14 protein-coding genes are annotated in these 21,438 nt (G+C 63.0%); 9 read left to right on the forward strand and 5 right to left on the reverse strand.

Annotated features, from left to right (window positions below; all coding sequences use genetic code 11):
* Positions 1-45: 45 nt before the first annotated feature.
* The 4 genes from icmF to BLT65_RS12075 form a co-directional block, all read right to left on the reverse strand.
* Entirely contained in the window at positions 46-3,420 is a 3,375-nt protein-coding gene (gene icmF, locus BLT65_RS12060) for a fused isobutyryl-CoA mutase/GTPase IcmF (RefSeq protein ID WP_091777966.1), read from the reverse strand.
* Between the two features lie 126 nt (positions 3,421-3,546).
* A complete protein-coding gene (locus BLT65_RS12065; RefSeq protein ID WP_091777968.1) occupies positions 3,547-4,485 on the reverse strand; it encodes a LysR family transcriptional regulator in 939 nt (312 codons plus the stop codon).
* Positions 4,486-4,669: 184 nt separating this feature from the next.
* A complete protein-coding gene (locus BLT65_RS12070) occupies positions 4,670-5,749 on the reverse strand; it encodes a porin (RefSeq protein ID WP_042314413.1) in 1,080 nt (359 codons plus the stop codon).
* A gap of 536 nt (positions 5,750-6,285) precedes the next feature.
* On the reverse strand, positions 6,286-6,903 hold the full coding sequence (locus BLT65_RS12075) for a hypothetical protein (RefSeq protein WP_091777970.1): 618 nt from the start codon (positions 6,901-6,903) through the stop codon (positions 6,286-6,288).
* 537 nt (positions 6,904-7,440) lie between these two features.
* Here BLT65_RS12075 and BLT65_RS12080 point away from each other — a divergent pair.
* From BLT65_RS12080 to BLT65_RS12115, 8 genes are all read left to right on the forward strand, one after another.
* Entirely contained in the window at positions 7,441-8,463 is a 1,023-nt protein-coding gene (locus tag BLT65_RS12080; RefSeq protein WP_042314415.1) for a bile acid:sodium symporter family protein, read from the forward strand.
* Between the two features lie 270 nt (positions 8,464-8,733).
* A complete protein-coding gene (locus BLT65_RS12085) occupies positions 8,734-10,572 on the forward strand; it encodes an EAL domain-containing protein (RefSeq protein WP_042314438.1) in 1,839 nt (612 codons plus the stop codon).
* 362 nt (positions 10,573-10,934) lie between these two features.
* A complete protein-coding gene (locus tag BLT65_RS12090) occupies positions 10,935-11,921 on the forward strand; it encodes a LacI family DNA-binding transcriptional regulator (RefSeq protein WP_091777972.1) in 987 nt (328 codons plus the stop codon).
* Entirely contained in the window at positions 11,918-13,192 is a 1,275-nt protein-coding gene (locus BLT65_RS12095) for an AGE family epimerase/isomerase (RefSeq protein ID WP_091777974.1), read from the forward strand. Before BLT65_RS12090 ends, BLT65_RS12095 begins: the two co-directional genes overlap by 4 nt.
* Positions 13,193-13,210: 18 nt before the next feature.
* Complete coding sequence (locus BLT65_RS12100) at positions 13,211-14,137, forward strand: carbohydrate kinase family protein (RefSeq protein WP_091777976.1); 927 nt, start codon at positions 13,211-13,213, stop codon at positions 14,135-14,137.
* Positions 14,138-14,311: 174 nt separating this feature from the next.
* Positions 14,312-14,533, forward strand: a complete 222-nt coding sequence (locus BLT65_RS12105) for a hypothetical protein (RefSeq protein WP_042314419.1) — start codon at positions 14,312-14,314, stop codon at positions 14,531-14,533.
* A gap of 89 nt (positions 14,534-14,622) precedes the next feature.
* Complete coding sequence (locus BLT65_RS12110; protein ID WP_007577858.1) at positions 14,623-14,868, forward strand: hypothetical protein; 246 nt, start codon at positions 14,623-14,625, stop codon at positions 14,866-14,868.
* A gap of 143 nt (positions 14,869-15,011) precedes the next feature.
* Complete coding sequence (locus BLT65_RS12115; RefSeq protein ID WP_091777978.1) at positions 15,012-15,950, forward strand: ion channel; 939 nt, start codon at positions 15,012-15,014, stop codon at positions 15,948-15,950.
* Positions 15,951-15,977: 27 nt separating this feature from the next.
* On the opposite strand, the gene BLT65_RS12120 is transcribed toward BLT65_RS12115, so the two are convergent.
* Positions 15,978-16,595 (reverse strand): glutathione S-transferase family protein, encoded by a 618-nt coding sequence (locus tag BLT65_RS12120; RefSeq protein WP_091777979.1) that lies wholly within the window; start codon positions 16,593-16,595, stop codon positions 15,978-15,980.
* Between the two features lie 428 nt (positions 16,596-17,023).
* On the opposite strand from BLT65_RS12120, the gene BLT65_RS12125 reads away from it, so the two are divergent.
* A complete protein-coding gene (locus tag BLT65_RS12125; protein ID WP_091777981.1) occupies positions 17,024-20,620 on the forward strand; it encodes an indolepyruvate ferredoxin oxidoreductase family protein in 3,597 nt (1,198 codons plus the stop codon).
* The last annotated feature ends 818 nt before the right edge of the window (positions 20,621-21,438 follow it).

The following is a 21,438-nucleotide window of genomic DNA, read 5'->3' on the forward strand; positions in this document are numbered from 1 at the left end:
GACATTAAAAGGCCGCAGACGCGGCCTTTTCGTTTCAGGATGGCGTCACATGTTGCGCCGGTACTGACCGCCCACTTCGAACAGCGCATGCGTGATCTGTCCCAGCGAACACACGCGCACCGCCTCCATCAGCACGGCAAAGACGTTTTCATCGTCGATGACGGCCTGCTTCAAACGTTCCAGCATCGCCGGCGCTTCGCTTTCACGCGATGACTGGAACGCGCGCAGGCGCTTCAGTTGCCCCTGCTTTTCATCTTCCGTCGAGCGCGCGAGCGCGATCGGCGGCGGCGCATCATGCGCATGCGCGCCGAGGAACGTATTCACACCAACGATCGGATACGAGCCGTCATGCTTGCGATGCTCGTACAGCATCGATTCGTCCTGAATGCGGCCACGCTGATACCCCGTCTCCATTGCGCCCAGCACGCCGCCGCGCTCGGTGAGCCGGTCGAACTCCGCGAGCACGGCCGCTTCGACGAGATCCGTCAGTTCGTCGATGATGAAGCTGCCCTGGTTCGGATTCTGGTTCTTCGCGAGTCCCCATTCGCGATTGATGATCAACTGGATCGCGACCGCTCGGCGCACAGAATCTTCCGTCGGCGTGGTGATCGCTTCGTCGAACGCGTTCGTGTGCAGCGAGTTGCAGTTGTCGTAGATCGCGATCAGCGCCTGCAACGTGGTGCGGATATCGTTGAAGTCGATTTCCTGCGCGTGCAGGCTGCGGCCCGACGTCTGCACGTGATACTTCAGCTTCTGGCTGCGTTCGTTCGCGCCATAGCGATCGCGCATCGCGATCGCCCAGATGCGCCGCGCGACACGGCCGAGCACCGTATATTCCGGGTCCATCCCGTTCGAGAAGAAGAACGACAGGTTCGGCGCGAAATCGTCGATATCCATGCCACGCGCGAGATATGCCTCGACGTAGGTGAAGCCGTTGGCGAGCGTGTACGCGAGTTGCGAGATCGGGTTCGCGCCCGCCTCGGCGATGTGATAGCCGGAGATCGACACCGAATAGAAATTGCGCACGCCGTGCTCGACGAAGTACGCCTGAATGTCGCCCATCACCTTCAGGCTGAATTCCGTCGAGAAGATACAGGTGTTCTGCCCTTGATCTTCCTTCAGGATGTCGGCCTGCACCGTGCCGCGCACGTTTTCCAACGCGAAGCGGCGCGCGGCGTCGAGTTCGTCCTGCGAAGGTTCGCGGTTTTCCTGTTGCGCTTTCGCATGCGCGAGCCCGATCTGCTGATCAATCGCGACATTGAAGAACATCGCGAGAAGGGTCGGCGCGGGTCCGTTGATCGTCATCGATACCGACGTTTCGGGCGCGCACAAATCGAAGCCGTCGTAGAGCGCTTTCATGTCGTCGAGCGTCGCCACGGATACGCCCGAGTTGCCGACCTTGCCGTAGATATCGGGCCTTTCGTGCGGCTCCTCGCCGTAGAGCGTGACGGAATCGAACGCTGTGGACAGGCGCTTCGCCGGCATCCCTTCGGAGAGCAGCTTGAAACGCCGGTTGGTGCGAAACGGGTCGCCCTCGCCCGCGAACATGCGTGTCGGGTCTTCGTTCTCGCGGCGGAACGGAAACACGCCCGCCGTGAACGGGAAATAGCCGGGCAGATTGTCGAGCATCAGCCAGCGCAGGATTTCGCCGGGGTCCTTGAACGCCGGCAACGCGACCTTGCGGATCTTCGAGCCTGACAGCGTTTCGACGGTGAGCGCCGTGCGAATTTCCTTGTCGCGAATCTTCACGACATGTTCGTCGCCGGAATAGGCGGCGACCGTGGCCGGCCACGCATCGAGCAGCGCCTTTTCGCGCTCGCCCATTTGCGACGTGCGGGCGTCGATGAGCGAATCGAACGCAGCGGCATCCAGCGCGCGGCCGTTCGCCTCGCTCAGCATCCGGCGCGCTTCGTCGAGTTGCCAACGCTCGCGCGCGAGTTGCGATTGCGCTTCGACGCGCTCGCGATAACCGCGCACCGTCAGCGCGACATCCGACAGATAGCGCACGCGCGCGGGCGGCACGATGGCGTTGCGGCCTGTCGAATGCCTCACGCCTTGCAGTTTCGGCAATCGCCCGTCGCTCTCGTGCAGTCCGTGATCACGTAAAGCCTTCGCGACATGTTGGTACACAGCCGTCACGCCGTCGTCATTGAAGCGCGACGCAATCGTACCGAATACCGGCATCTCCTCGATCTTCGATCCAAACTTATGTTGGTTACGCTGAACCTGCTTTGCGACGTCGCGTAGCGCGTCGGCGGCACCCTTGCGATCGAACTTGTTGATCGCGACGAAATCCGCGAAATCGAGCATGTCGATCTTTTCGAGCTGGCTGGCTGCGCCGAACTCCGGCGTCATCACGTACAGCGACTTGTCGGCGTGCGGCACGATCGCGGCATCGCCCTGTCCGATGCCCGACGTTTCGACCACGATCAGATCGAAACCCGTCATCTTGCAGGCGTCGATTGCGTCGGGCAGCGCGTCGGAGATTTCGCTCGATGCCTCGCGCGTCGCCAGCGAACGCATGAAGACGCGCGCGCCGCTGCCCCAGTCACCGATCGCATTCATGCGGATGCGGTCGCCAAGCAATGCGCCGCCTGACTTGCGGCGAGATGGATCGATAGCGATCACGGCGATGGTCAACGCGTCGCCGTAGTCGAGACGGAAACGCCGGATCAGCTCGTCGGTCAGCGACGACTTCCCCGCGCCGCCCGTTCCTGTGATGCCGAGCACGGGCACCCGTGTCTGTTTGGCTTGCGCGGCAAGTGCTGTGCGCGTGGCGGGATCGACGTCGCCCGTTTCAAGCGAGGTAATCAGTTGCGCGAGCTTGCGGAACGCGACGACATGCCCGACGCGATCCGTATCGTCGCGTAAGACGTCCTTCAGATCGAGAGCCAGTTGCGCAGGCTGCGCGTCCGATCGCGCCGCGTCGCGGCAACGCGCGATCATGTCGTCGATCATCCCTTGCAGCCCGAGCCGCTGGCCGTCGTGCGGCGAGTAAATACGCTCGACACCATAGCGCTGCAACTCCGCGATCTCATCGGGGACGATCACGCCGCCACCGCCGCCGAACACCTTGATCCGCTCCCCGCCGCGCTCGCGCAACAGATCGACCAGATAGCGGAAGTATTCGACGTGCCCGCCCTGATAGCTCGACACCGCGATGCCGTCCGCGTCCTCGTGCAGCGCCGCCGTGGCGATTTCTTCGACGGAGCGGTTGTGGCCGAGATGGATCACTTCGACGCCGCTCGCCTGCAGGATGCGCCGCATGATGTTGATCGAGGCGTCGTGGCCGTCGAACAGCGCGGCGGCCGTGACGAAACGCAGACGTCGCGAGGACGTCTCGTGCGGCGAGGGCGGCGCGGAAGATCGGGAAGCGGGCGCGTCGTCGCCGACGCGCTGCGGCGTGGAAAGATCAGTCATGTCTCCCCCGGATCGAATCGTCAGGTTCGTTCTACTTCGCGGGTGCTGCAACCAGTATAACGATACGACCCAATCGTCCGTGCGGCGTTCAGTGGGCGCGAATTGACGGGCACCGCGCCGCGAATCTCACCGCACAGCGAGCGCCCTGATCTGCTCGAGCGTCGGCCACAACGTCTCGCTCGAAAAGCGCTCCGCGATGAAATCGACGAACGAGCGCACCTTCGCCGACAGATGCCGACGGCTCGCGTAGACGACGTGGATGGGCAACTCGCGCGGCGGCAGTTCATCGACGAGCAGCGGCACGAGGCGGCCGGCAGCGAGATCGTCGCCGATCACCTCCGTGCCGAGCAGCGCAAGCGCCGCGCCCTGCAGCACGACGACGCGCTGCGCCTCCAGATGGTTGACGACCAGATTACCCGACAGCTTGACGCGCGCGCTTTCCGCATTCGCGCCCGCGACCAGTTCGAGCGCCGACACGCCCGCGTACTGGATGAAGTTGTGGCGCGCGAGATCGGCGGTGTTTCTGGGCGCGCCGTGCCGCTCGATATAGTCCGGCGACGCGCACAACACGAGATGCGCCGTCGCAACCTGTCGCGCGATCAGCGACGACGACTTCAGCCCCGACGGCGATGCGCGGATCGCAACATCGTAGCCCTCGTCGATCAGTTCGACGACGCGGTCCGACAGCGTGATATCGACGGTGACTTGCGGATGTTGCGTCGCGTAATCGGCGACGGCGCTCATCACGTGCCGCAGACCGAACGCGGACAACGTCGACACGCGCAAGCGCCCTTGCGGCACGATGCTCGCCGCGCCGACCGCCTGCTCGGCCTCGTCGAGTTCGCTCAGCACCTGACTCAGGCGCTCGTAATACTCGCGGCCCGCTTCCGTTGGCGCGACGCGGCGCGTGGTCCGGTTCAGCAGGCGCGCGCCGAGTTGCTGCTCGAGATGCATCACGTGCTTGCTCGCCATCGCCGCCGACATGTCCATCTTTTCCGCCGCGCCGACGAAGCTGCCGACTTCGACCACGTGGCGAAACACTTTCATGCTGACGAGGGTATCCATGGCAGTCGCTCGGGATAGGAATGAATCAGGCTGATTCCCGGGACTTTATCAAGGAGCCGTCGACAATGCGCGGCGCTGTCGAGCATTGGAAAGAAAAAGCCCTGCGTTCCGTGAAGAAGGCAGGGCTTTGCAGGGCACGCCGCAGCAGCGCGCGGGACACGCCGTCGCGGTGTGTCCGTCGTGATCAGAACTTCGCGCGAATGCCTGCGCCGGCCGTATAGCCCGACGACTGGCCGGTGTACTTGTCGTAGAGATAGGCCGCGTAGACGTCGGTGCGCTTGGACAGCGGGTAGTCGTAGCCAATCGCCGCCGACTGATGCATCTGATCCAGACCGCCCGCGTCGCGCGAGTACGCGTATGACGCCATCACGGTGCCCGTGCCGAGCGGCACCGATACGCCACCCTGCGCCGTGTTCACGTGCCAGCTGCCGACGTCCTGGTCGTTCTTCGTGTACATGTACTGCCCGTAGAACTTCACGAATTTCAGGTCGTAGGACACACCCAGCTGCCCAACCGACTGGCTCTTGAGGCCCGAGACCAGCGATCCCAGGTCGGTCGGCGAGTTGTTGAAGTTCACGTACTGGAACACGCCCGTCGCCGCGAACGGACCGTGGAAATACAGGAACTGCGCACTGTATTTCTTCGAGCCGTTGTGATCCGCCGAATTGCCCAGTGCATACATCGCGCTACCCGACAGCCCGCTGAAATCCGGCGATGAATACTGGATTGCGTTGTTCCAGCCGGAATCGCCGACCACGCCCATGTCCGTCGTGTAGGTCGGGAACGTGCCCAGCCCGAGGAACACGTGATAGACCGCCGGCGAGAACACGTACGAGTCGATGAACGGATTGAACAGAATCGTCGACACGAACAGTTGCGTGGTCAGACGGCCCGCCGTCACCGTGCCGTACGGCGACTCGATACCGACGTACGCGTTACGCCCGAAGAACGTGTCGCCGTCGAAGCGGCCGAACTTGCCGTTCTGCGCACGGAAGAAGTCTTCCAGTGTGAAGATCGCCTTGTAGCCGTTGCCCAGATCTTCGGCGCCCTTGATGCCCCAGTACGACGTCGACATACCGCCGCCCGACACGTTCCATGCGCTCTGGCTGCCCGGGAACTTCGTGACGCCGACCCATTCGTCGACCTGACCATAAAGCTGCACGCTCGACTGCGCGAACGACGACGTCGATGCGACGGCCAGCAAGGCACCGATGACGCTCGCCTTCAGGGTTGTTCTCAGCGCACGGCTGACGGTGGTATTCATGGGTTCTCCTGTCTTTGTCAAAAGGTGTGGCTGTTCGGCGGGGCGCTCGCCGGATCCGTGCTTGTTATCCGTTTGATCGTCGAGCCAATCTGGGCTGGGACAAATCTTTGCGGACCATTTTTATGGACAAAAATATCTGCGGTTATTGCGGGTATATGGGACTGAATAGTTTGGTGAACTTTCGGCCTGATACTGGTTGCCGATGCACCTTGTTTCCGCAGTGCCGCAATCATCCGCATGCCCTTCGAAGGGCGCGGATTCTACCGCACAGCGGGTGATGCGAAGCGCATCAACGATGGATTGACGCGCCGCCGCAACGAAGAGGGGATTTGATGACAAACGCCGGAGACTGACGAGCGTTTTCAAAAATGTGTGGCGTCCTTACGTCAGATCAGACGGGGTATTTTGTCGGACGTGCGGAGACCGAATAGATTGGGTAGCTGAACTTGAGAAAACGCCGATCCGATCTCTGAGCGAGTGGATGGACAGGAGAATGGACCGAACTGCAAAACGTCCGGCAGAGGGCAGAGGATAGGTCAGTTACGGTAAGGCGACGGCGACGGAATGCGCGACGAGTCCCCAGGCGGGCGCGGGATCGGGCGCGACGCACCGCGCTCTTCGTTGTAGCGTGTGACGTCGTCGCGGATCGAACCGACGTGTGCCGACTGCGCGGTCGCAGGCGGTCGCGGCGCGTTACGCGAATCGGTGCTGATCGGCGTGATCGCACCGGCATACTGCGTGCCGACATATTGCGCGGCGGGGCGGTTGTGATAGACGTCGGCGGGAAGCTTCATGCGTTGTGCGGTGTAGTTCGCCGCATTGCTACCGTACGGACGCCCGGCGAATGTGTCGTTCACACTGGTCCGGCCCGACGCGTTGCCGCGCGTGCGAGGCGCTTCATTTCGCGCATACCGGCCGGTGTAGCCAGGCATCGCTACACCGCGCGGCATGTCACGCGAAATGTTGGCGCGCGGCGCGGCGTTTCCATGGACGGGGCCGCCGAACGACGAACCGTGAAAACTCGATCCGCCGCCGAACAACCCGTGTCCGTCATGGCTGACAAATGACGGCTTCGCATAGGCGAGCGAGGTCAGCGCGACGATCAGCGCGCCCGTCATCCACCATTTGATCCTCGACAGCCCTACAAGCACCATGTTTCACCTGCCCGACGACCCGCCTGAGAGCCCGCCGTTCGAGCTACGGCTTGGCTGGTTCCGGGGCTTGCGCGACTTGCATGACAACGCTGTCTCGCGCAATGCCCCATCGGCCTTCGAACAGTAATTTATTGGCGTCCTCCCAGTGAGTCGAGCCAAAATATGTTAGGTCTGCGGCACTCTTGTAACGCATTGTTACTGCGACGTTTTTTCGCCACAAACCTCTTGCGGCGCAAGGGGAAAAAGCGCTGAAACGGGGTCGTTCGAACACCTGAATTCGTATGAACAGAGGCTCTCCAAAACGCATGTTTCGACGTGTCGTTTCGACCGATTTTTGTCGCCCGAAACGGTCGTTCTGACCAGCAGCATCGATGCGAACGCAACCATGCCCGCTAACGGGTGTTTCATGCGTTCAGGTAATTAATCAATTCGGCAAATGAATTTGCTTTTTCAATCACTTTGCGCGGACAATAGCCATTTGGCGGTCGCCGCCGGCGACATCAAGGCGATCGCTACACCTGCATTGAGATTTGAAAGATGGCCCGTCCGAAACTCTTGCCCGACAATTTCACGCTCTGCCTGATCGGCACGGTGATTTTCGCGAGCCTGCTGCCCGTACACGGCCACGCGGCGACGGCGTTTAACTGGGTAACGGATTTCGCGGTCGGGCTGCTCTTCTTCCTGCACGGCGCCAAGCTATCGCGCGAAGCGATCATTGCTGGCGCCACGCACTGGCGGCTGCACCTCGTCGTGCTGTTAAGCACGTTCGCGCTCTTTCCGATACTCGGGCTCGTACTCAAACCGCTTCTTTCGCCCCTCGTGACGCCTGCGCTCTACGCCGGCATCCTCTTCCTCTGTACGCTGCCGTCGACGGTTCAATCTTCGATCGCGTTCACGTCGATTGCGAAAGGCAATGTGCCCGCCGCCGTGTGCAGCGCGTCCGCATCCAGCCTGCTCGGCATTTTCATCACGCCCGCGCTCGTCAGCGTGATCGTCACGAGCCAGGCCGCGAGCGGCACGTCGCCGTGGCATACGGTGTGGAACATCGTGCTGCAACTGCTGGTGCCGTTCGTCGCCGGGCAGTTGCTGCGGCCGATGATTGGCGCATGGATCGACCGCAACCGCGGCGTGTTGAAGTTCGTCGACCAGGGCTCGATCCTGCTGGTGGTGTACGCCGCGTTCAGCGAGGCGGTCAACGAAGGCCTGTGGCATCAGATTCCGCTCGCGGCGCTGGGCGGGCTGCTCGTGGTGTGCGCGGTGCTGCTGGCGCTCGCGCTGCTCGTGACGATATTCGTCAGTAAGCGCCTCGGCTTCAGCCGCGCCGACCAGATCACGATCATCTTCTGCGGTTCGAAGAAGAGCCTCGCCGCCGGTGTGCCGATGGCGAAAGTGATTTTCGCCACGCATGCGGTAGGCGCCGTCGTGCTGCCGCTGATGCTGTTCCATCAGATTCAGTTGATGGTCTGTGCCGCGCTCGCGCAACGCTGGGGCGCGCGCGACGTCAGCGCCGAGAAGCGCGCCGCGCAAAAGAGCACGACGGCCGCTGTTGCGCGCCGCTAGGCCGGTTTCGAATGAGTCGAGATTCATAAGCGCTCTCCCTGAGTGCATGTCGTGAAAGCCGCCTGCGGGCGGCTTTTTCGTTATTTCACCCAGCCCGGCCGCCGCTGTCGCCTCGGCACGAAGGCATAGGACAAACGCACGCCCCTCCCTCCCAAATAATGGAAACGCTTCCGACAAGCACCAGAACGGTGCGAAGCGTCATTAAAAATTCATTTAATTTCAGCGACTTGCTGCCGATAAGCCGACGGTCCAATGCTCCGGCCGTGTGTCATGCCTCAACGCTCGTTCTCCACCATCGCAGCGCCACGCATCGTCGATCTGATTGCGCAGCGTGAGCTGTCCGCCGTCTTCCAGCCGATCGTCGATTTCGACGACGGCGCGATACTCGGCTACGAAGGGCTGATCCGCGGACCGGCCGGTTCCGCGCTTGAAGCGCCGTACGCGCTGTTCGCGCAGGCGGCCGCCGAAGGCAGCGTGATCGCGCTGGAGCGCGCCGCCGCGCACACCTGCATTGAGGCATTCGCAAAGCTCAAGTACGAGGGCAAGCTGTTCCTGAATTTCAGCGCCGGTGCGATCCGTCAGCTCGCGGACAATCGCGAAGACACTTTCGTGATGCTGCGCAACATGGGCGTCGATGCCGAGCGCATCGTGATCGAACTGACCGAGCAGAGCGCGATTCCCGATGTCGCCAGTTTCCTGCCCGCTATTACCATGCTGCGCATGGCCGGCGCCCAGTTCGCGCTCGACGACTACGGCACTGCGAACGCCAGCATGAATCTGTGGGTGCGCCTGCAACCGGACGTCGTGAAGATCGACCGGTTTTTCATTCACGACATTGCCAGCGACCCGCTCAAGTTCGAAGCCGTCAAGGCGATGCAGCATTTCGCGGCCGCGAGCGGCGCGCGTCTGGTGGCCGAAGGTATCGAAAACGAGGCGGATCTGATCGTCGTGCGCGATATGGGGATCGCCTGCGGCCAGGGCTATTTCTTCGGCAAGCCGAATGCGCACCCGCCGCGCAAGGTCTCAGACGACGCCCGCGAGGCACTGCGCGCCGGTCATATCGCCGTGTTCCCCGAGGCGACGCGCGCGGTGAGCGCGTCGCCGTCGGGCGGGATGGCGTCGGCGAAGATGGTCGTGCATGCGCCCGCGCTGCCGCGCAACGCGACCAACAACGACGTGCTCGAACTCTTCAACCGTCTGCCGAACCTGCATGCCGTCGCCGTCGTCGAGCAAAACGAGCCAGTCGCGCTGATCAACCGGCGCGCGTTCATGGACCGCTACGCGCTGCCTTACCACCGCGAGCTGTTCGGCAAGCGGCCATGCCTGTTGTTTGCGAATGCATCGCCCGTGGTCATCGAAAAATCGATGACGGTCGAAGACATGGCCAAGCTGCTCGCCAGCGACGACCAGCGCTATCTCGCGGACGGCTTCGTCATCACCGAGAGCGGCAAGTACGTCGGCCTCGGCACGGGCGAAAGCCTCGTGCGCGCGGTGACCGAAGTGCGCATCGAGGCGGCCCGTTACGCGAATCCGCTGACTTTCCTGCCGGGCAACATTCCGATCAGCTCGCACATCACCCGGCTGCTCAGCCATGAAGCGGGCTTTTATGCGTGCTACGTCGACCTGAATCACTTCAAGCCGTTCAACGACCAGTACGGCTACTGGCAAGGCGACGAAGTGCTGAAATTCGCCGCGCACGTGCTCGCCGATGTCTGCGATCCGACACGCGATTTTCTCGGCCACGTTGGCGGCGATGATTTTCTGATCCTGTTCCAGAGCGAAGACTGGCGCGAGCGTGCGGAGCGCGCCATTCACGTTTTCAACGAAGGCGCGCAGCGCTACTACGCGCCGGGCGACCGCCTGGCGGGCGGCATCCACGGCGAAGACCGGCGCGGCAATCCGACGTTCTTCAGTTTTGTGACGATGGCGATCGGCTGCGTGCTGGTTCAGCCGCAATCGGGCGAAGCGGTGTACAGCAGCGAAGACATTGCATCGGTGGCGGCGCTCGCGAAGCGCCGCGCGAAAAGCGAAGCGTCCGGTCTCGTGATGATCGGGTTCGAAGAAAGCCAGATGTTGCTGCAAGGGCGCACGGCGGCCACCGTCGACTGAGCTTCTTCGCCCGGCTCGGCCACCAGCATCATCTCCAGCGGCAAAGCACGCCGCGACGACATTCCTCTGTCATGACGGGCAGTCACCTTGGCAGCAAGGTTGGGACTGCGCGCTCACCATTCCTGTTTCTCATTCCCGCTCGCCTGCGGCCGCAACTTCGCCGCCGTCCGTATCAATTGATGAATCCAACACGTCGTTTAGTGCATTTTACTAAACAAACAATTCACCTTCACTGCGCCTGTATACGGGTATCTACGCGTATCGAAAGCCTCTGAGCGCGGGTTTCGCGCGATCGTTTTACTATACAATCACCCGAACTTGAACTCCGCCGCTGCGCGTCTCTCGCGCGGCCGCTTTTTTCGATGGCTACAACGATCCGCGACGTCGCTCGCGCGGCCAGCGTGTCGATCGGCACCGTCTCACGCGCTCTGAAGAATCAGCCCGGTTTGTCGGAAACGACGCGCGAGCGCGTCGTCGAAACGGCCCGCCGGCTCGGCTACGATTCCGCGCAGCTGCGCCCACGCATTCGCCGGCTCACGTTCCTGCTGCATCGTCACCACAACAACTTCGCCGTCAGCCCGTTTTTCTCGCACGTGCTGCACGGTGTCGAGGACGCGTGCCGCGAGCGCGGCATCGTGCCGTCCGTGCTGACAGCGGGCCCGACCGAGGACGTCGTCCAGCAGATGCGCCTGCATGCGCCCGACGCGATCGCCGTCGCCGGTTTCGTCGAGCCGGAAACGCTCACGACGCTCGTCGCGATGAAGCGCCCGCTCGTGCTGATCGACCTGTGGGCGCCGAATCTGCGCTCAGTGAATCTCGACAACCAGGCGGGCGCCGCGCTCGCGATGCAGCATCTGTTTGCACAGAAGCGCACGCGCGTCGCGTTCATTGGCGGGTCGCTTGCGCACTACAGCATCGCGCAGCGCGCGCTCGGCTACCGGCGCGCATTTTTCGAAGCCGGCCTGCTGTTCGATCCGTCGCTGGAAGTGACGATCGACGCCGGCCTCGACCCCGACGCCGGCGCCGCGCTCGCGATGGAGCAACTGCTCGACCGCCCAGGCCCGCGCCCCGACGCCGTCTTCGCCTACAACGACCTCGCCGCGCTTGCGGCGCTGCGCGTGTGTCTCGCGCGTGGCCTGCGCGTGCCCGAAGACATCGCGATCGTCGGTTTCGACGACATTCCCGCCGCCGCGCACGCGCGCCCGCCGCTCACGACGATTGCCGTCGACAAGGAAGCACTCGGCCGGCGCGGCGTCGAACTGCTGCTCGAAGACACGCCGGCCGCACTCGACATTCGCATTCCGGTCCAACTCGTTGTCCGTGCCAGTACCTCGGTGAACATGCCATGAAACAACCCGACACGACTCTTTCGAACAACACCGCCAATGACAAGGCGCCGCCTGTCGCGAACTTCCGCGATGGCGCTTTCCTGCTGTCGCACATCGAGGACACGCTGCGCTTCTACGCGCCGAACGTGCTCGATCCGAGCGGCGGCTTCTTCCACTTCTTTCGCGACGACGGCACGATCTACAACCGCGCGACGCGTCACCTCGTCAGCAGTTGCCGCTACGTGTTCAACTACGCGATGGCGTACCGGCAGTTCGGCGATCCACAGCATCTGGAGTACGCGCAGCACGGCCTGAAGTTTCTGCGCGACGCTCACTGGGACCCGCATCATCAGGGCTACGACTGGGAGATCGACTGGCGCGACGGCCACAAGCGCACGCTCGACGCGACGCGCCACTGCTACGGCCTCGCGTTCGTGCTGCTCGCGTACGCGCACGCGGCGATGGCGGGCATCGAAGAAGCGAAGCCGATGATCGCCGCGACCTTCGAGCTGATGGAGCACCGCTTCTGGGACCCGGCAGCCGGCCTGTACGCCGACGAAGCCACGCCCGACTGGAGCGTGAGTTCGTATCGCGGCCAGAACGCGAACATGCACACCACAGAGGCGCTGCTCGCCGCGTACGAGGCGACGGGCCATCTCGTGTACCTCGACCGCGCCGAGCGCGTCGCGACGAACATCACGCTGCGTCAGGCGAAGCTGTCGCAAGGTCTGGTGTGGGAGCACTTTCACGCGGACTGGTCGGTGGACTGGCATTACAACGAGGAAGACAGCTCGAACATCTTCCGTCCGTGGGGTTTCCAGCCGGGCCACCAGACGGAGTGGGCGAAGCTGCTGCTGATACTGGAGCGCCATCGTCCGCTGCCGTGGCTGCTGCCGCGCGCGGTCGAACTGTTCGACGCGGCGATGACGCACGCGTGGGACAACGATCACGGCGGCCTCTACTACGGCTTCGGCCCGGACTACACGGTCTGCGATCACGACAAATACTTCTGGGTGCAGGCCGAAACCTTCGCGACGGCCGCACTGCTCGGACAGCGCACGGGCAACGAGCGCTTCTGGGACTGGTACGACGAGATCTGGCGCTACAGCTGGGCGCATTTCGTCGATCATCGTTATGGCGCGTGGTACCGCATTCTCACGTGCGACAACCGCAAGTACAGCGACGAGAAGAGCCCGGCCGGCAAGACCGACTATCACACGATGGGCGCATGTTACGAAGTGCTGCTACACGCACTGCAACCCGCAGTGCAGCCTTCCAGCGCGTCCAAATAACCTCGTACGGTGAGCAACATGAGCGCGAGCCCTGAATTTCACGCTGAGTTTCCCGAATTCGTTTCCGCCGGCGACATCCTCACCGATCTCGTCCGCACGGGTCCTGCAAGCTGGCTGTCGGTTCCCGGCGGCGCGGGCTGGAACGTCGCGCGCGCGGTCGCGCGGCTGGGTCTGCCGACCGCCTGCGCCGGATCGCTCGGCGTCGACAATTTCTCCGACGACCTGTGGAACGCGAGCGTCGCCGCGGGCCTCGACATGCGCTTCATGCAGCGCGTCGAGCGCGCGCCGCTGCTCGCCGTCGTGCATCAGACGCATCCGCCCGCGTATTTCTTCATGGGCGACAACAGCGCGGACCTCGCTTTCGATCCGTCGAAGCTGCCCGAAGGCTGGATGCCGCAGGTGAAGTGGGCGCATTTCGGCTGCATCAGCCTCGTGCGCCAGCCGCTCGGCGCGACGCTCGCGAAGCTCGCCGCCGACCTGCGCGAGCGCGGCGTGAAGATCAGCTTCGATCCGAACTACCGCAACCTGATGGAGCACGGCTACGAGCCGACGCTGCGCCAGATGGCGTCGCTCGCCGATCTGATCAAGGTATCGGACGAAGACCTGCGGCTGCTGTTCAAGACCGACGACGAAGCTGCCGCCCTCGCGCAATTGCGCGCGATGAACCCGAAGGCGATCGTGCTCGTCACGCGTGGCTCGGAGACGGCGACGCTGATCGACGGCGACCGGATCGTCGAAGCGAAGCCGCCGCGCGTGGCTGTCGCCGATACGGTCGGCGCGGGTGACGCGTCCATCGGCGGACTGCTATTCAGTCTGATGACGGCACCGCAACGCAAGTGGGAAGAGCATCTGGCGTTCTCGCTCGCGGCGGGCGCGGCGGCTTGCCGGCATTCGGGCGCGCATTCGCCGACGCTCGATGAAGTGGTATCGCTGCTGCAGGATTGATCCGCCGATGCTGTCGGAAGAAGCTGCCGGTGCAAGCGCCTGACCGGCAACTCCGTCCGCTGCGCGGCGGCATGCAAACGCGCCGGAAGAACTGGTGAGCGCGCCTTTGGCGCCGACATGTGAGCGTCGAAATCGCGTGCTAGGATGGAATCTCCCCCTTGCAGGAGATGCATCATGGAGGACGTCACCTACACCAAAGGTCTCTATACGGCGACGGCGAGCGTTCGCCCGGTAGATGGCGGGCAATACCAGGGCGTCGTTGCGCTGTCGCGCGACGAAGGCGACGAGACAGAAGACACGCTCTACGAAGTCGAAGCCACGTCGCCGACAGCCGACGAAGCACTCGAAGACGCTAAGGCGCTGGCCCACAGAATCCTCGGCGAACTCGAACTATAGGCACTGGGCTTTCGCATTGAACGATACGTGGCGCGTCAGCCGCGCGCCGCGCCTACGACGTTTTCTTCGTTGACCAGGCGGAGGCGATCATGGCAGAACCGCTCTTTCTTTACGGCGTGTACGCGATACACGTGCGGCCACTCGAACTTCAGGGCGCGCGCTGGGACGCGGAGTACGAAATCCGGCATCGCGATCATCCCGTGCAACGCTGGACCACGGTAGGCGGCGACACGGGCTTCGCGACGGAAGCCGAAGCTGTCGAAACGGCGCATCAGCAGGCTGTTGCCGATATCGAGCACGGCGCGGGCGTGCCGAAGCCGCGAGCGTTTCCCTGATCGGACGCCGGTCGCGTCGCCTGAAGTCACGCATTGCCGTCAGTAACCGGGCGGACGGGCTACACTACACGCCGCAGCGGGCGACGGCATCACGGCCGCGCCGCGACGCTGCGCGACACACCCGTCAGCAAAACAGAAAAAGAATGAGCGCGACCCCGCCCGAATCGAACTACCACCGCGCGCGCAAAGGCCGGATCCTCGACCGGAAAATTCGCGTGCGCTCGCACCCTGTGATCGCGCATGGCTTGCCGCTGCGCGTCTGGCAGGACCTCTATCACCGGGCGCTGACGATCAGTTGGCCCGTGTTCTTCGTCTCGCTCGCGTTCCTGTTCCTTGTGCTGAACTCGGTCTTCGCGTCGCTGTACGAACTCGGCGGTGACGACATCGCCAATCAGAATCCGAAGGGCTTTGCGGGCGCGTTCTTCTTCAGCGTCGAGACGCTCGCGACAGTCGGCTACGGCGACATGCATCCGCGCACGCTTTACGGGCATCTCGTCGCGACACTCGAAATATTCGTCGGCATGTCGGGCATTGCGCTGGCCACGGGGCTGATCTTCGCGCGTTTTTCGCGGCCACGCGCGAAGATCATGTTCTCGCAATACGCGGTTGTACGCCCCATCGACGGACGCACCACGCTGATGGTGCGCACCGCGAACGCACGGCAAAACGTGATCGTCGAGGCTCGCGCGCGGCTGCGGCTGATGCGCGTCGAGCGGTCGTCGGAAGGCTATGTGCTGCGCAAGATTTACGACCTGCGGCTGGTGCGCGATCAGCAGCCAATGTTCTACCTCGGCTGGAACCTGATGCACGTGATCGACGAAGCCAGCCCGCTTTTCGGCCAGACGCCGGAGAGCCTCGCCGAGCAGGACGCGTCGCTGCTGATCACGATAGAAGGTTCGGACGAAAACACCGCGCAGACGATGCAGGCGCGCTATTCGTGGCTCAGCGACGACATACGCTGGCAGCACCGCTTCGTTGATCTGATCCGCGAAGTGAACGGGGTAAGCCATATCGACTACACGCATTTCGACGACGTCGAGCCGCTCCAGCCGCACGAACTGCAGCAGGCGCCGACGGGCTGAGCACGCGACGCACCTTCCACGCGGCGGCTAGTGCTGCGCCTTCAACGCGTCTATTTCACGTTGCTCGATTGCCATTGCCCGCACGTGCCCTTCGCGCGTGATCGCCCGCTCGACGTATTCACCGATGCGCCCCGACGGCTCGAGCAGCTTCGCGATGAATGCGATCTGCAGCGTACTCGCCAGCAGCAGGTCGGCTGCGGAAAAGCGCTCGCCGAGCAGCCAGTCGCCTTCATCTAGCGCCATATCGATGGCCGCCTTCACGCGCTCCAGGTTGCCCCAGCCAAAGCTGAACGAATTGCCCGACGCGCCCGTCATCTTTTCGGCCATCGCGGGTTCGAGACAGCCTGGCGTGAAGAAAAGCCACTGCAGGAAACGCCCGCGCAACGGATCGCCGACTGGCGCGCCGAGATTCGCTTCGGGAAAACGGTCGGCCAGATACAGCAGCACCGCGCCCGATTCGGCGACCTGCACGCCGCCGTCGTCGAGCGCGGGGAGCTTGCACATCGGATTGACGTGGTGGAAATCGGTGGTGTCCTGCTCGCCTGCGCGCAGGTTCACGCGCGCGAGTTCATAGGGCTCGCCGATTTCTTCGAGCATCCACAGCGCGCGGAAAGCCCGCGTTTTCGGCCAGTAGTACAGTTTCATTGTCCGTCTCCTGTGGGTTGCGAAGCTGTTGGCATAGCGTAACCCAAGGGCGGGCTTCACGAACCTCGTCCGGATGTCATAGGCAAGTCTCCATAACCATTCCTGGTAACGCTCTCAATCGCCCTTCCGACAGCCCGTCATCCGAAGGCGGTGGATCTATCTCAATACGAGCCCGAATGGCTGGAATCATGTCGCAGTAAATGAATCAGCGACAAAAAGTAGCAAAAAACTTCTCCAATTGACGCGAAAGAATGGAGTCTCTTTCGCTGCGACGGCAAGCACAACACGATGCCGCTAGCGAAAAGCAAAACTCGCAACCAGTTGCATGGGACCAGAGTAAGGCGCTGAAGCGCCAACTCTGGTCTGCTGTGCATGAGACGGGATTAAGCGCTGAAGCGCTAACTCCCGTCGACACAGGAGACTCCACAATGACCGCACGTCTACCCATCGACGGCACCCCCGCACTCGCCGACTACCGCCTGTCGGACAACCTGACCGCCACGCGTGGCCGCATCTTCCTGACGGGAACGCAAGCGCTCGTGCGTCTCGCGCTGATGCAACGCCAGCTCGACAAGGCGCGCGGCCTGAACACGGCTGGCTTCATCAGCGGCTATCGCGGCTCGCCGCTCGGCATGGTCGACCAGCAGTTGTGGAAAGCGAAGAAACTGCTTGAAGCGAACGACGTCCGCTTCCTGCCCGCGATCAACGAGGAACTCGGCGGCACGGCCGTGCTCGGCACACAGCGCGTCGAGTCAGACCCGGAACGCACCGTCGATGGCGTCTACGCGATGTGGTACGGCAAAGGCCCGGGCGTCGATCGCGCAGGCGACGCGCTCAAGCACGGCAACGCCTACGGCTCATCGCAGCATGGCGGCGTACTGGTCGTCGCGGGTGACGACCACGGCTGCGTATCGTCGTCGATGCCGCATCAGAGCGACTTTGCGATGATCGCGTGGCACATGCCTGTGGTGAACCCCTCGAACATCGCGGACATGCTGGAGTTCGGCATCTACGGCTGGGCGCTGTCGCGCTACTCGGGCGCGTGGGTCGGCTACAAGGCGATTTCGGAAACGGTCGAATCGGGCTCGACCGTCGATCTCGACGCGTTGCAGATGGAATGGCCCACGCCCGAAGGCTTTGAAACGCCTGCGGGCGGCTTGCACAATCGCTGGCCCGACTTGCCGAGTCTCACGATCGAACAGCGTCTGCACGCGAAGCTCGACGCCGTGCGCCACTTCGCGCGCTTCAACAGCATCGACAAGTGGATTGCGCCGAGCCCGCACGCGAACGTCGGCATCATCACGTGCGGCAAGGCGCATCTCGATCTGATGGAAGCGCTGCGACGGCTCGATCTCACCGTCGCCGATCTGGAGCAGGCGGGCGTGCGCATTTACAAAGTGGGCCTGTCGTTCCCGCTCGAAATGACGCGCATCGATGCGTTCGTTTCCGGTCTATCGGAAGTGCTCGTGATCGAAGAGAAGGGACCCGTGATCGAGCAGCAGATCAAGGACTATCTGTACAACCGCACGGAAGGCGCGCGCCCCGTAATCGTCGGCAAGCATGCGGAAGATGGCTCGATGCTGCTGTCGTCGCTCGGTGAATTGCGGCCGTCGCGCATTCTGCCCGTATTCGCAAACTGGCTCGCTAAGCACAAGCCCGCGCTCGACCGCCGCGAGCGCGTGGTCGATCTCGTCGCGCCGCAGATTCTGTCGAATGCCGCCGATGCCGTGAAGCGCACGCCCTACTTCTGTTCGGGCTGCCCGCACAACACATCGACGAAAGTGCCTGAAGGTTCAATCGCGCAGGCGGGTATCGGCTGTCACTTCATGGCGTCGTGGATGGAGCGCGACACGACGGGTTTGATCCAGATGGGCGGCGAAGGCGTCGACTGGGCCTCGCATTCGATGTTCACGAAGACGCGCCACGTATTCCAGAATCTCGGCGACGGCACGTACTTCCACTCGGGCATTCTCGCGATCCGCCAGGCGGTCGCGGCGAAGGCAACGATCACCTACAAGATTCTCTACAACGACGCCGTCGCGATGACGGGCGGCCAACCGGTCGACGGCAGCATCTCGGTGCCGCAGATTGCGCGTCAGGTCGAAGCGGAAGGCGTGTCGCACTTCGTCGTGGTCAGCGACGAGCCGGAGAAGTACGACGGCCATCACGGCCAGTTCCCGAAGGGCACGACGTTCCATCACCGCAGCGAACTCGACAAGGTGCAGCGCGAGCTGCGCGACATCGACGGCGTGACGGTGCTGATCTACGACCAGACGTGTGCCGCCGAAAAGCGCCGCCGCCGCAAAAAAGGCGAATTTCCCGACCCGGACAAGCGCCTCTTCATCAACGAGGAAGTTTGCGAAGGCTGCGGCGATTGCGGCGTGCAGTCGAACTGCCTGTCCGTCGAACCCGTTGAAACGCCGCTCGGACGCAAGCGCCGCATCGATCAGTCGTCGTGCAACAAGGACTATTCGTGCGTGAACGGCTTCTGCCCGAGCTTCGTAACGATCGAAGGCGGCAAGCTGAAGAAGGCCGCAGGCGTCGCATTCGATGCAGCCGCGCTCGCCGCGCGCGTCGACGCATTGCCCACGCCCGCGACGCACCTCGACGCCGCGCCCTACGACATTCTCGTGACGGGTGTCGGCGGCACGGGTGTCGTGACGGTCGGCGCGCTGATCAGCATGGCTGCGCATCTGGAGGGCAAGAGCGCATCGGTGCTCGATTTCATGGGCTTCGCGCAGAAGGGCGGTTCGGTGCTGTCGTTCGTGCGCTTCGCCGCGCGCGACGAATGGCTGAATCAGGTGCGCATCGACACGCAACAGGCCGACGTGCTGCTCGCCTGCGACATGGTGGTCGGCGCGGGCGCGGATGCATTGCAGACGGTGCGTCATGGCCGCACGCGCATCGTCGTGAACACGCACGCGATTCCGAACGCGTCGTTCGTACAGAATCCGGACGCGAATCTGCACGCGGATGCGCTGATCGACAAGATGCGTCACGCGGCGGGCGAAGAGCGCATGTCGTCATGCGATGCACAGGCGCTCGCGACGCGTTTCCTGGGCGACACGATTGGCGCGAACATTCTGATGCTTGGCTTTGCGTGGCAACTGGGGCTTGTGCCTGTGTCGTTCGCCGCGATGATGCGCGCAATCGAACTGAACAATGTCGCGGTGCAGATGAACCAGTTGGCGTTTTCGATTGGCCGTATGGCTGCCGCTGATCCTGCCGGACTGGAGACGCTGTGGACGCAGCGTCATGCGGCGCAGCCTGCTGTCGCGCTGGAGACGCTCGATGCGTTGGTCGCGGATCGCGAAGCGCGTTTGCTGGCGTATGGTGGCGCGGCCTATGTGAAGCGCTATCGTGCGCTGGTCGATGCGGCGCGTCAGGCTGAGCGCAAGCTGGAAGGCGCGGTTGAGGTTGAAGAGCGCTTGAGCCGCGCTGTTGCTACGACGTTCTATCGGCTGCTCGCGGTGAAGGATGAATACGAAGTCGCGCGTCTGCATAGCGATCCGGCTTTCCGTGCTGCGCTTGAAGCGCAATTCGAAGGCGTCGCGGGGAAGGACTTCGGCGTGAAGTTCAACCTTGCGCCGCCGACTATTTCACGCGCGAAGCACGGCGCGACGCCGCAGAAGAAGACGTTTGGTCAATGGATGTGGCCGGTGTTCGGTGTGATGGCGAAGTGGCGCGGGTTGCGGGGCACGATGCTCGATCCGTTTGGCCGCACTGTCGAGCGGCGGATGGAGCGTGAGTTGTCCATGGACTATGAGGCTACGATGCAGCGGGCGTTTGTGATTTTTGATGACGTCACGGCGGGTGATGTCGTCAAGCTCGCTGGGTTGCATGCGCGTGTGCGCGGGTATGGACATGTGAAGCTGGCTAATCTGGCTGCTGTTAAGCGCAGTGAGCGCGCGTTGGCTGCGCAGTTGCATGTCGAGGCCGCGACTGGGGCGGCTGTGGAGGAGGCGCTTCGGGAAGCTAAAGGTTTTGGGGTGTTGCGGGGCATTCCTGTTGTTGTAGCGAAGTAGGGGTTTTTTGTCTGCGACGCTGGTTGTTGTGGTTTGCCTGGTTTTTTTGGTGGCTTCCGCGATGCGATTGGGCTGTGGTTTTTTGCGTTTGCGCTGGCATCCGCGCGTTGCCTTCGTGCTTCAGGCGTCGCCCCTGTGCGGGGCGGCACCTACTTTTCTTTGCCGCCGCAAAGAAAAGTAGGCAAAAGAAAGCGGCTCACACCGCCAGTTCTTGTGTTTGCCTGAGGGCCCCCAAAGGGTCTTACGCTTCACACGGCAATCACGTGATCCACGCTCGTTGCCAACGCTCTTGCGGTGCGCCTCACCCGCTTCACGCACCCGCGCTACATCATGCCGTTCCAGATATTCCACCGCCGCCCAGGTGGCAAACTGTGTGTAGGTTGTCGCGTCGTATAGGCCGGCGCTCTTACAGGTGGAAGGCGTGCGCTATCGGTCCGAAGTGAGGCGCGTACGGCGCTACGGCCTACACACAGTTTGCCACCTGGGCGGCACATACAATTCGCTGCCGCTACCCCGTGCACGGGTATTCGAAGCGGGTGAGGCGCTCATTCATAGCGTTGGCAACGCACGCGAACAAGGACGTTGCCGTGCGAAGCATAAGACCAGTTGGGGGCCCTCAGGCAATAACTAGAACTGGCGGTGTCAGCCGCTTTCTTTTGCCTACTTTTCTTTGCGGCGGCAAAGAAAAGTAGGTGCCGCCCCGCACAGGGGCGACGCTTGAAGCGCGAAGGCAAAACGCGGATGCCAGCGCAAAGGCAAACGCACAGGTGCAACGCCCGAAGCACGAAGGCAAATCGCGGACGCCAGCGCAAACGCAA

The organism is Paraburkholderia steynii (assembly GCF_900100565.1).
In the GTDB taxonomy this organism is placed as follows: Bacteria; Pseudomonadota; Gammaproteobacteria; order Burkholderiales; family Burkholderiaceae; genus Paraburkholderia; species Paraburkholderia terrae.

Excerpts from the sequence above, each read along its gene's own strand:
- icmF (WP_091777966.1), bottom strand. The coding sequence starts at position 3,420 with ATGACTGATCTTTCCACGCCGCAGCGCGTCGGCGACGACGCGCCCGCT.
- BLT65_RS12065 (WP_091777968.1), bottom strand. The coding sequence starts at position 4,485 with ATGGATACCCTCGTCAGCATGAAAGTGTTTCGCCACGTGGTCGAAGTC.
- BLT65_RS12070 (WP_042314413.1), bottom strand. The coding sequence starts at position 5,749 with ATGAATACCACCGTCAGCCGTGCGCTGAGAACAACCCTGAAGGCGAGC.
- BLT65_RS12075 (WP_091777970.1), bottom strand. The coding sequence starts at position 6,903 with ATGGTGCTTGTAGGGCTGTCGAGGATCAAATGGTGGATGACGGGCGCG.
- BLT65_RS12080 (WP_042314415.1), top strand. The coding sequence starts at position 7,441 with ATGGCCCGTCCGAAACTCTTGCCCGACAATTTCACGCTCTGCCTGATC.
- BLT65_RS12085 (WP_042314438.1), top strand. The coding sequence starts at position 8,734 with ATGCCTCAACGCTCGTTCTCCACCATCGCAGCGCCACGCATCGTCGAT.
- BLT65_RS12090 (WP_091777972.1), top strand. The coding sequence starts at position 10,935 with ATGGCTACAACGATCCGCGACGTCGCTCGCGCGGCCAGCGTGTCGATC.
- BLT65_RS12095 (WP_091777974.1), top strand. The coding sequence starts at position 11,918 with ATGAAACAACCCGACACGACTCTTTCGAACAACACCGCCAATGACAAG.
- BLT65_RS12100 (WP_091777976.1), top strand. The coding sequence starts at position 13,211 with ATGAGCGCGAGCCCTGAATTTCACGCTGAGTTTCCCGAATTCGTTTCC.
- BLT65_RS12105 (WP_042314419.1), top strand. The coding sequence starts at position 14,312 with ATGGAGGACGTCACCTACACCAAAGGTCTCTATACGGCGACGGCGAGC.
- BLT65_RS12110 (WP_007577858.1), top strand. The coding sequence starts at position 14,623 with ATGGCAGAACCGCTCTTTCTTTACGGCGTGTACGCGATACACGTGCGG.
- BLT65_RS12115 (WP_091777978.1), top strand. The coding sequence starts at position 15,012 with ATGAGCGCGACCCCGCCCGAATCGAACTACCACCGCGCGCGCAAAGGC.
- BLT65_RS12120 (WP_091777979.1), bottom strand. The coding sequence starts at position 16,595 with ATGAAACTGTACTACTGGCCGAAAACGCGGGCTTTCCGCGCGCTGTGG.
- BLT65_RS12125 (WP_091777981.1), top strand. The coding sequence starts at position 17,024 with ATGACCGCACGTCTACCCATCGACGGCACCCCCGCACTCGCCGACTAC.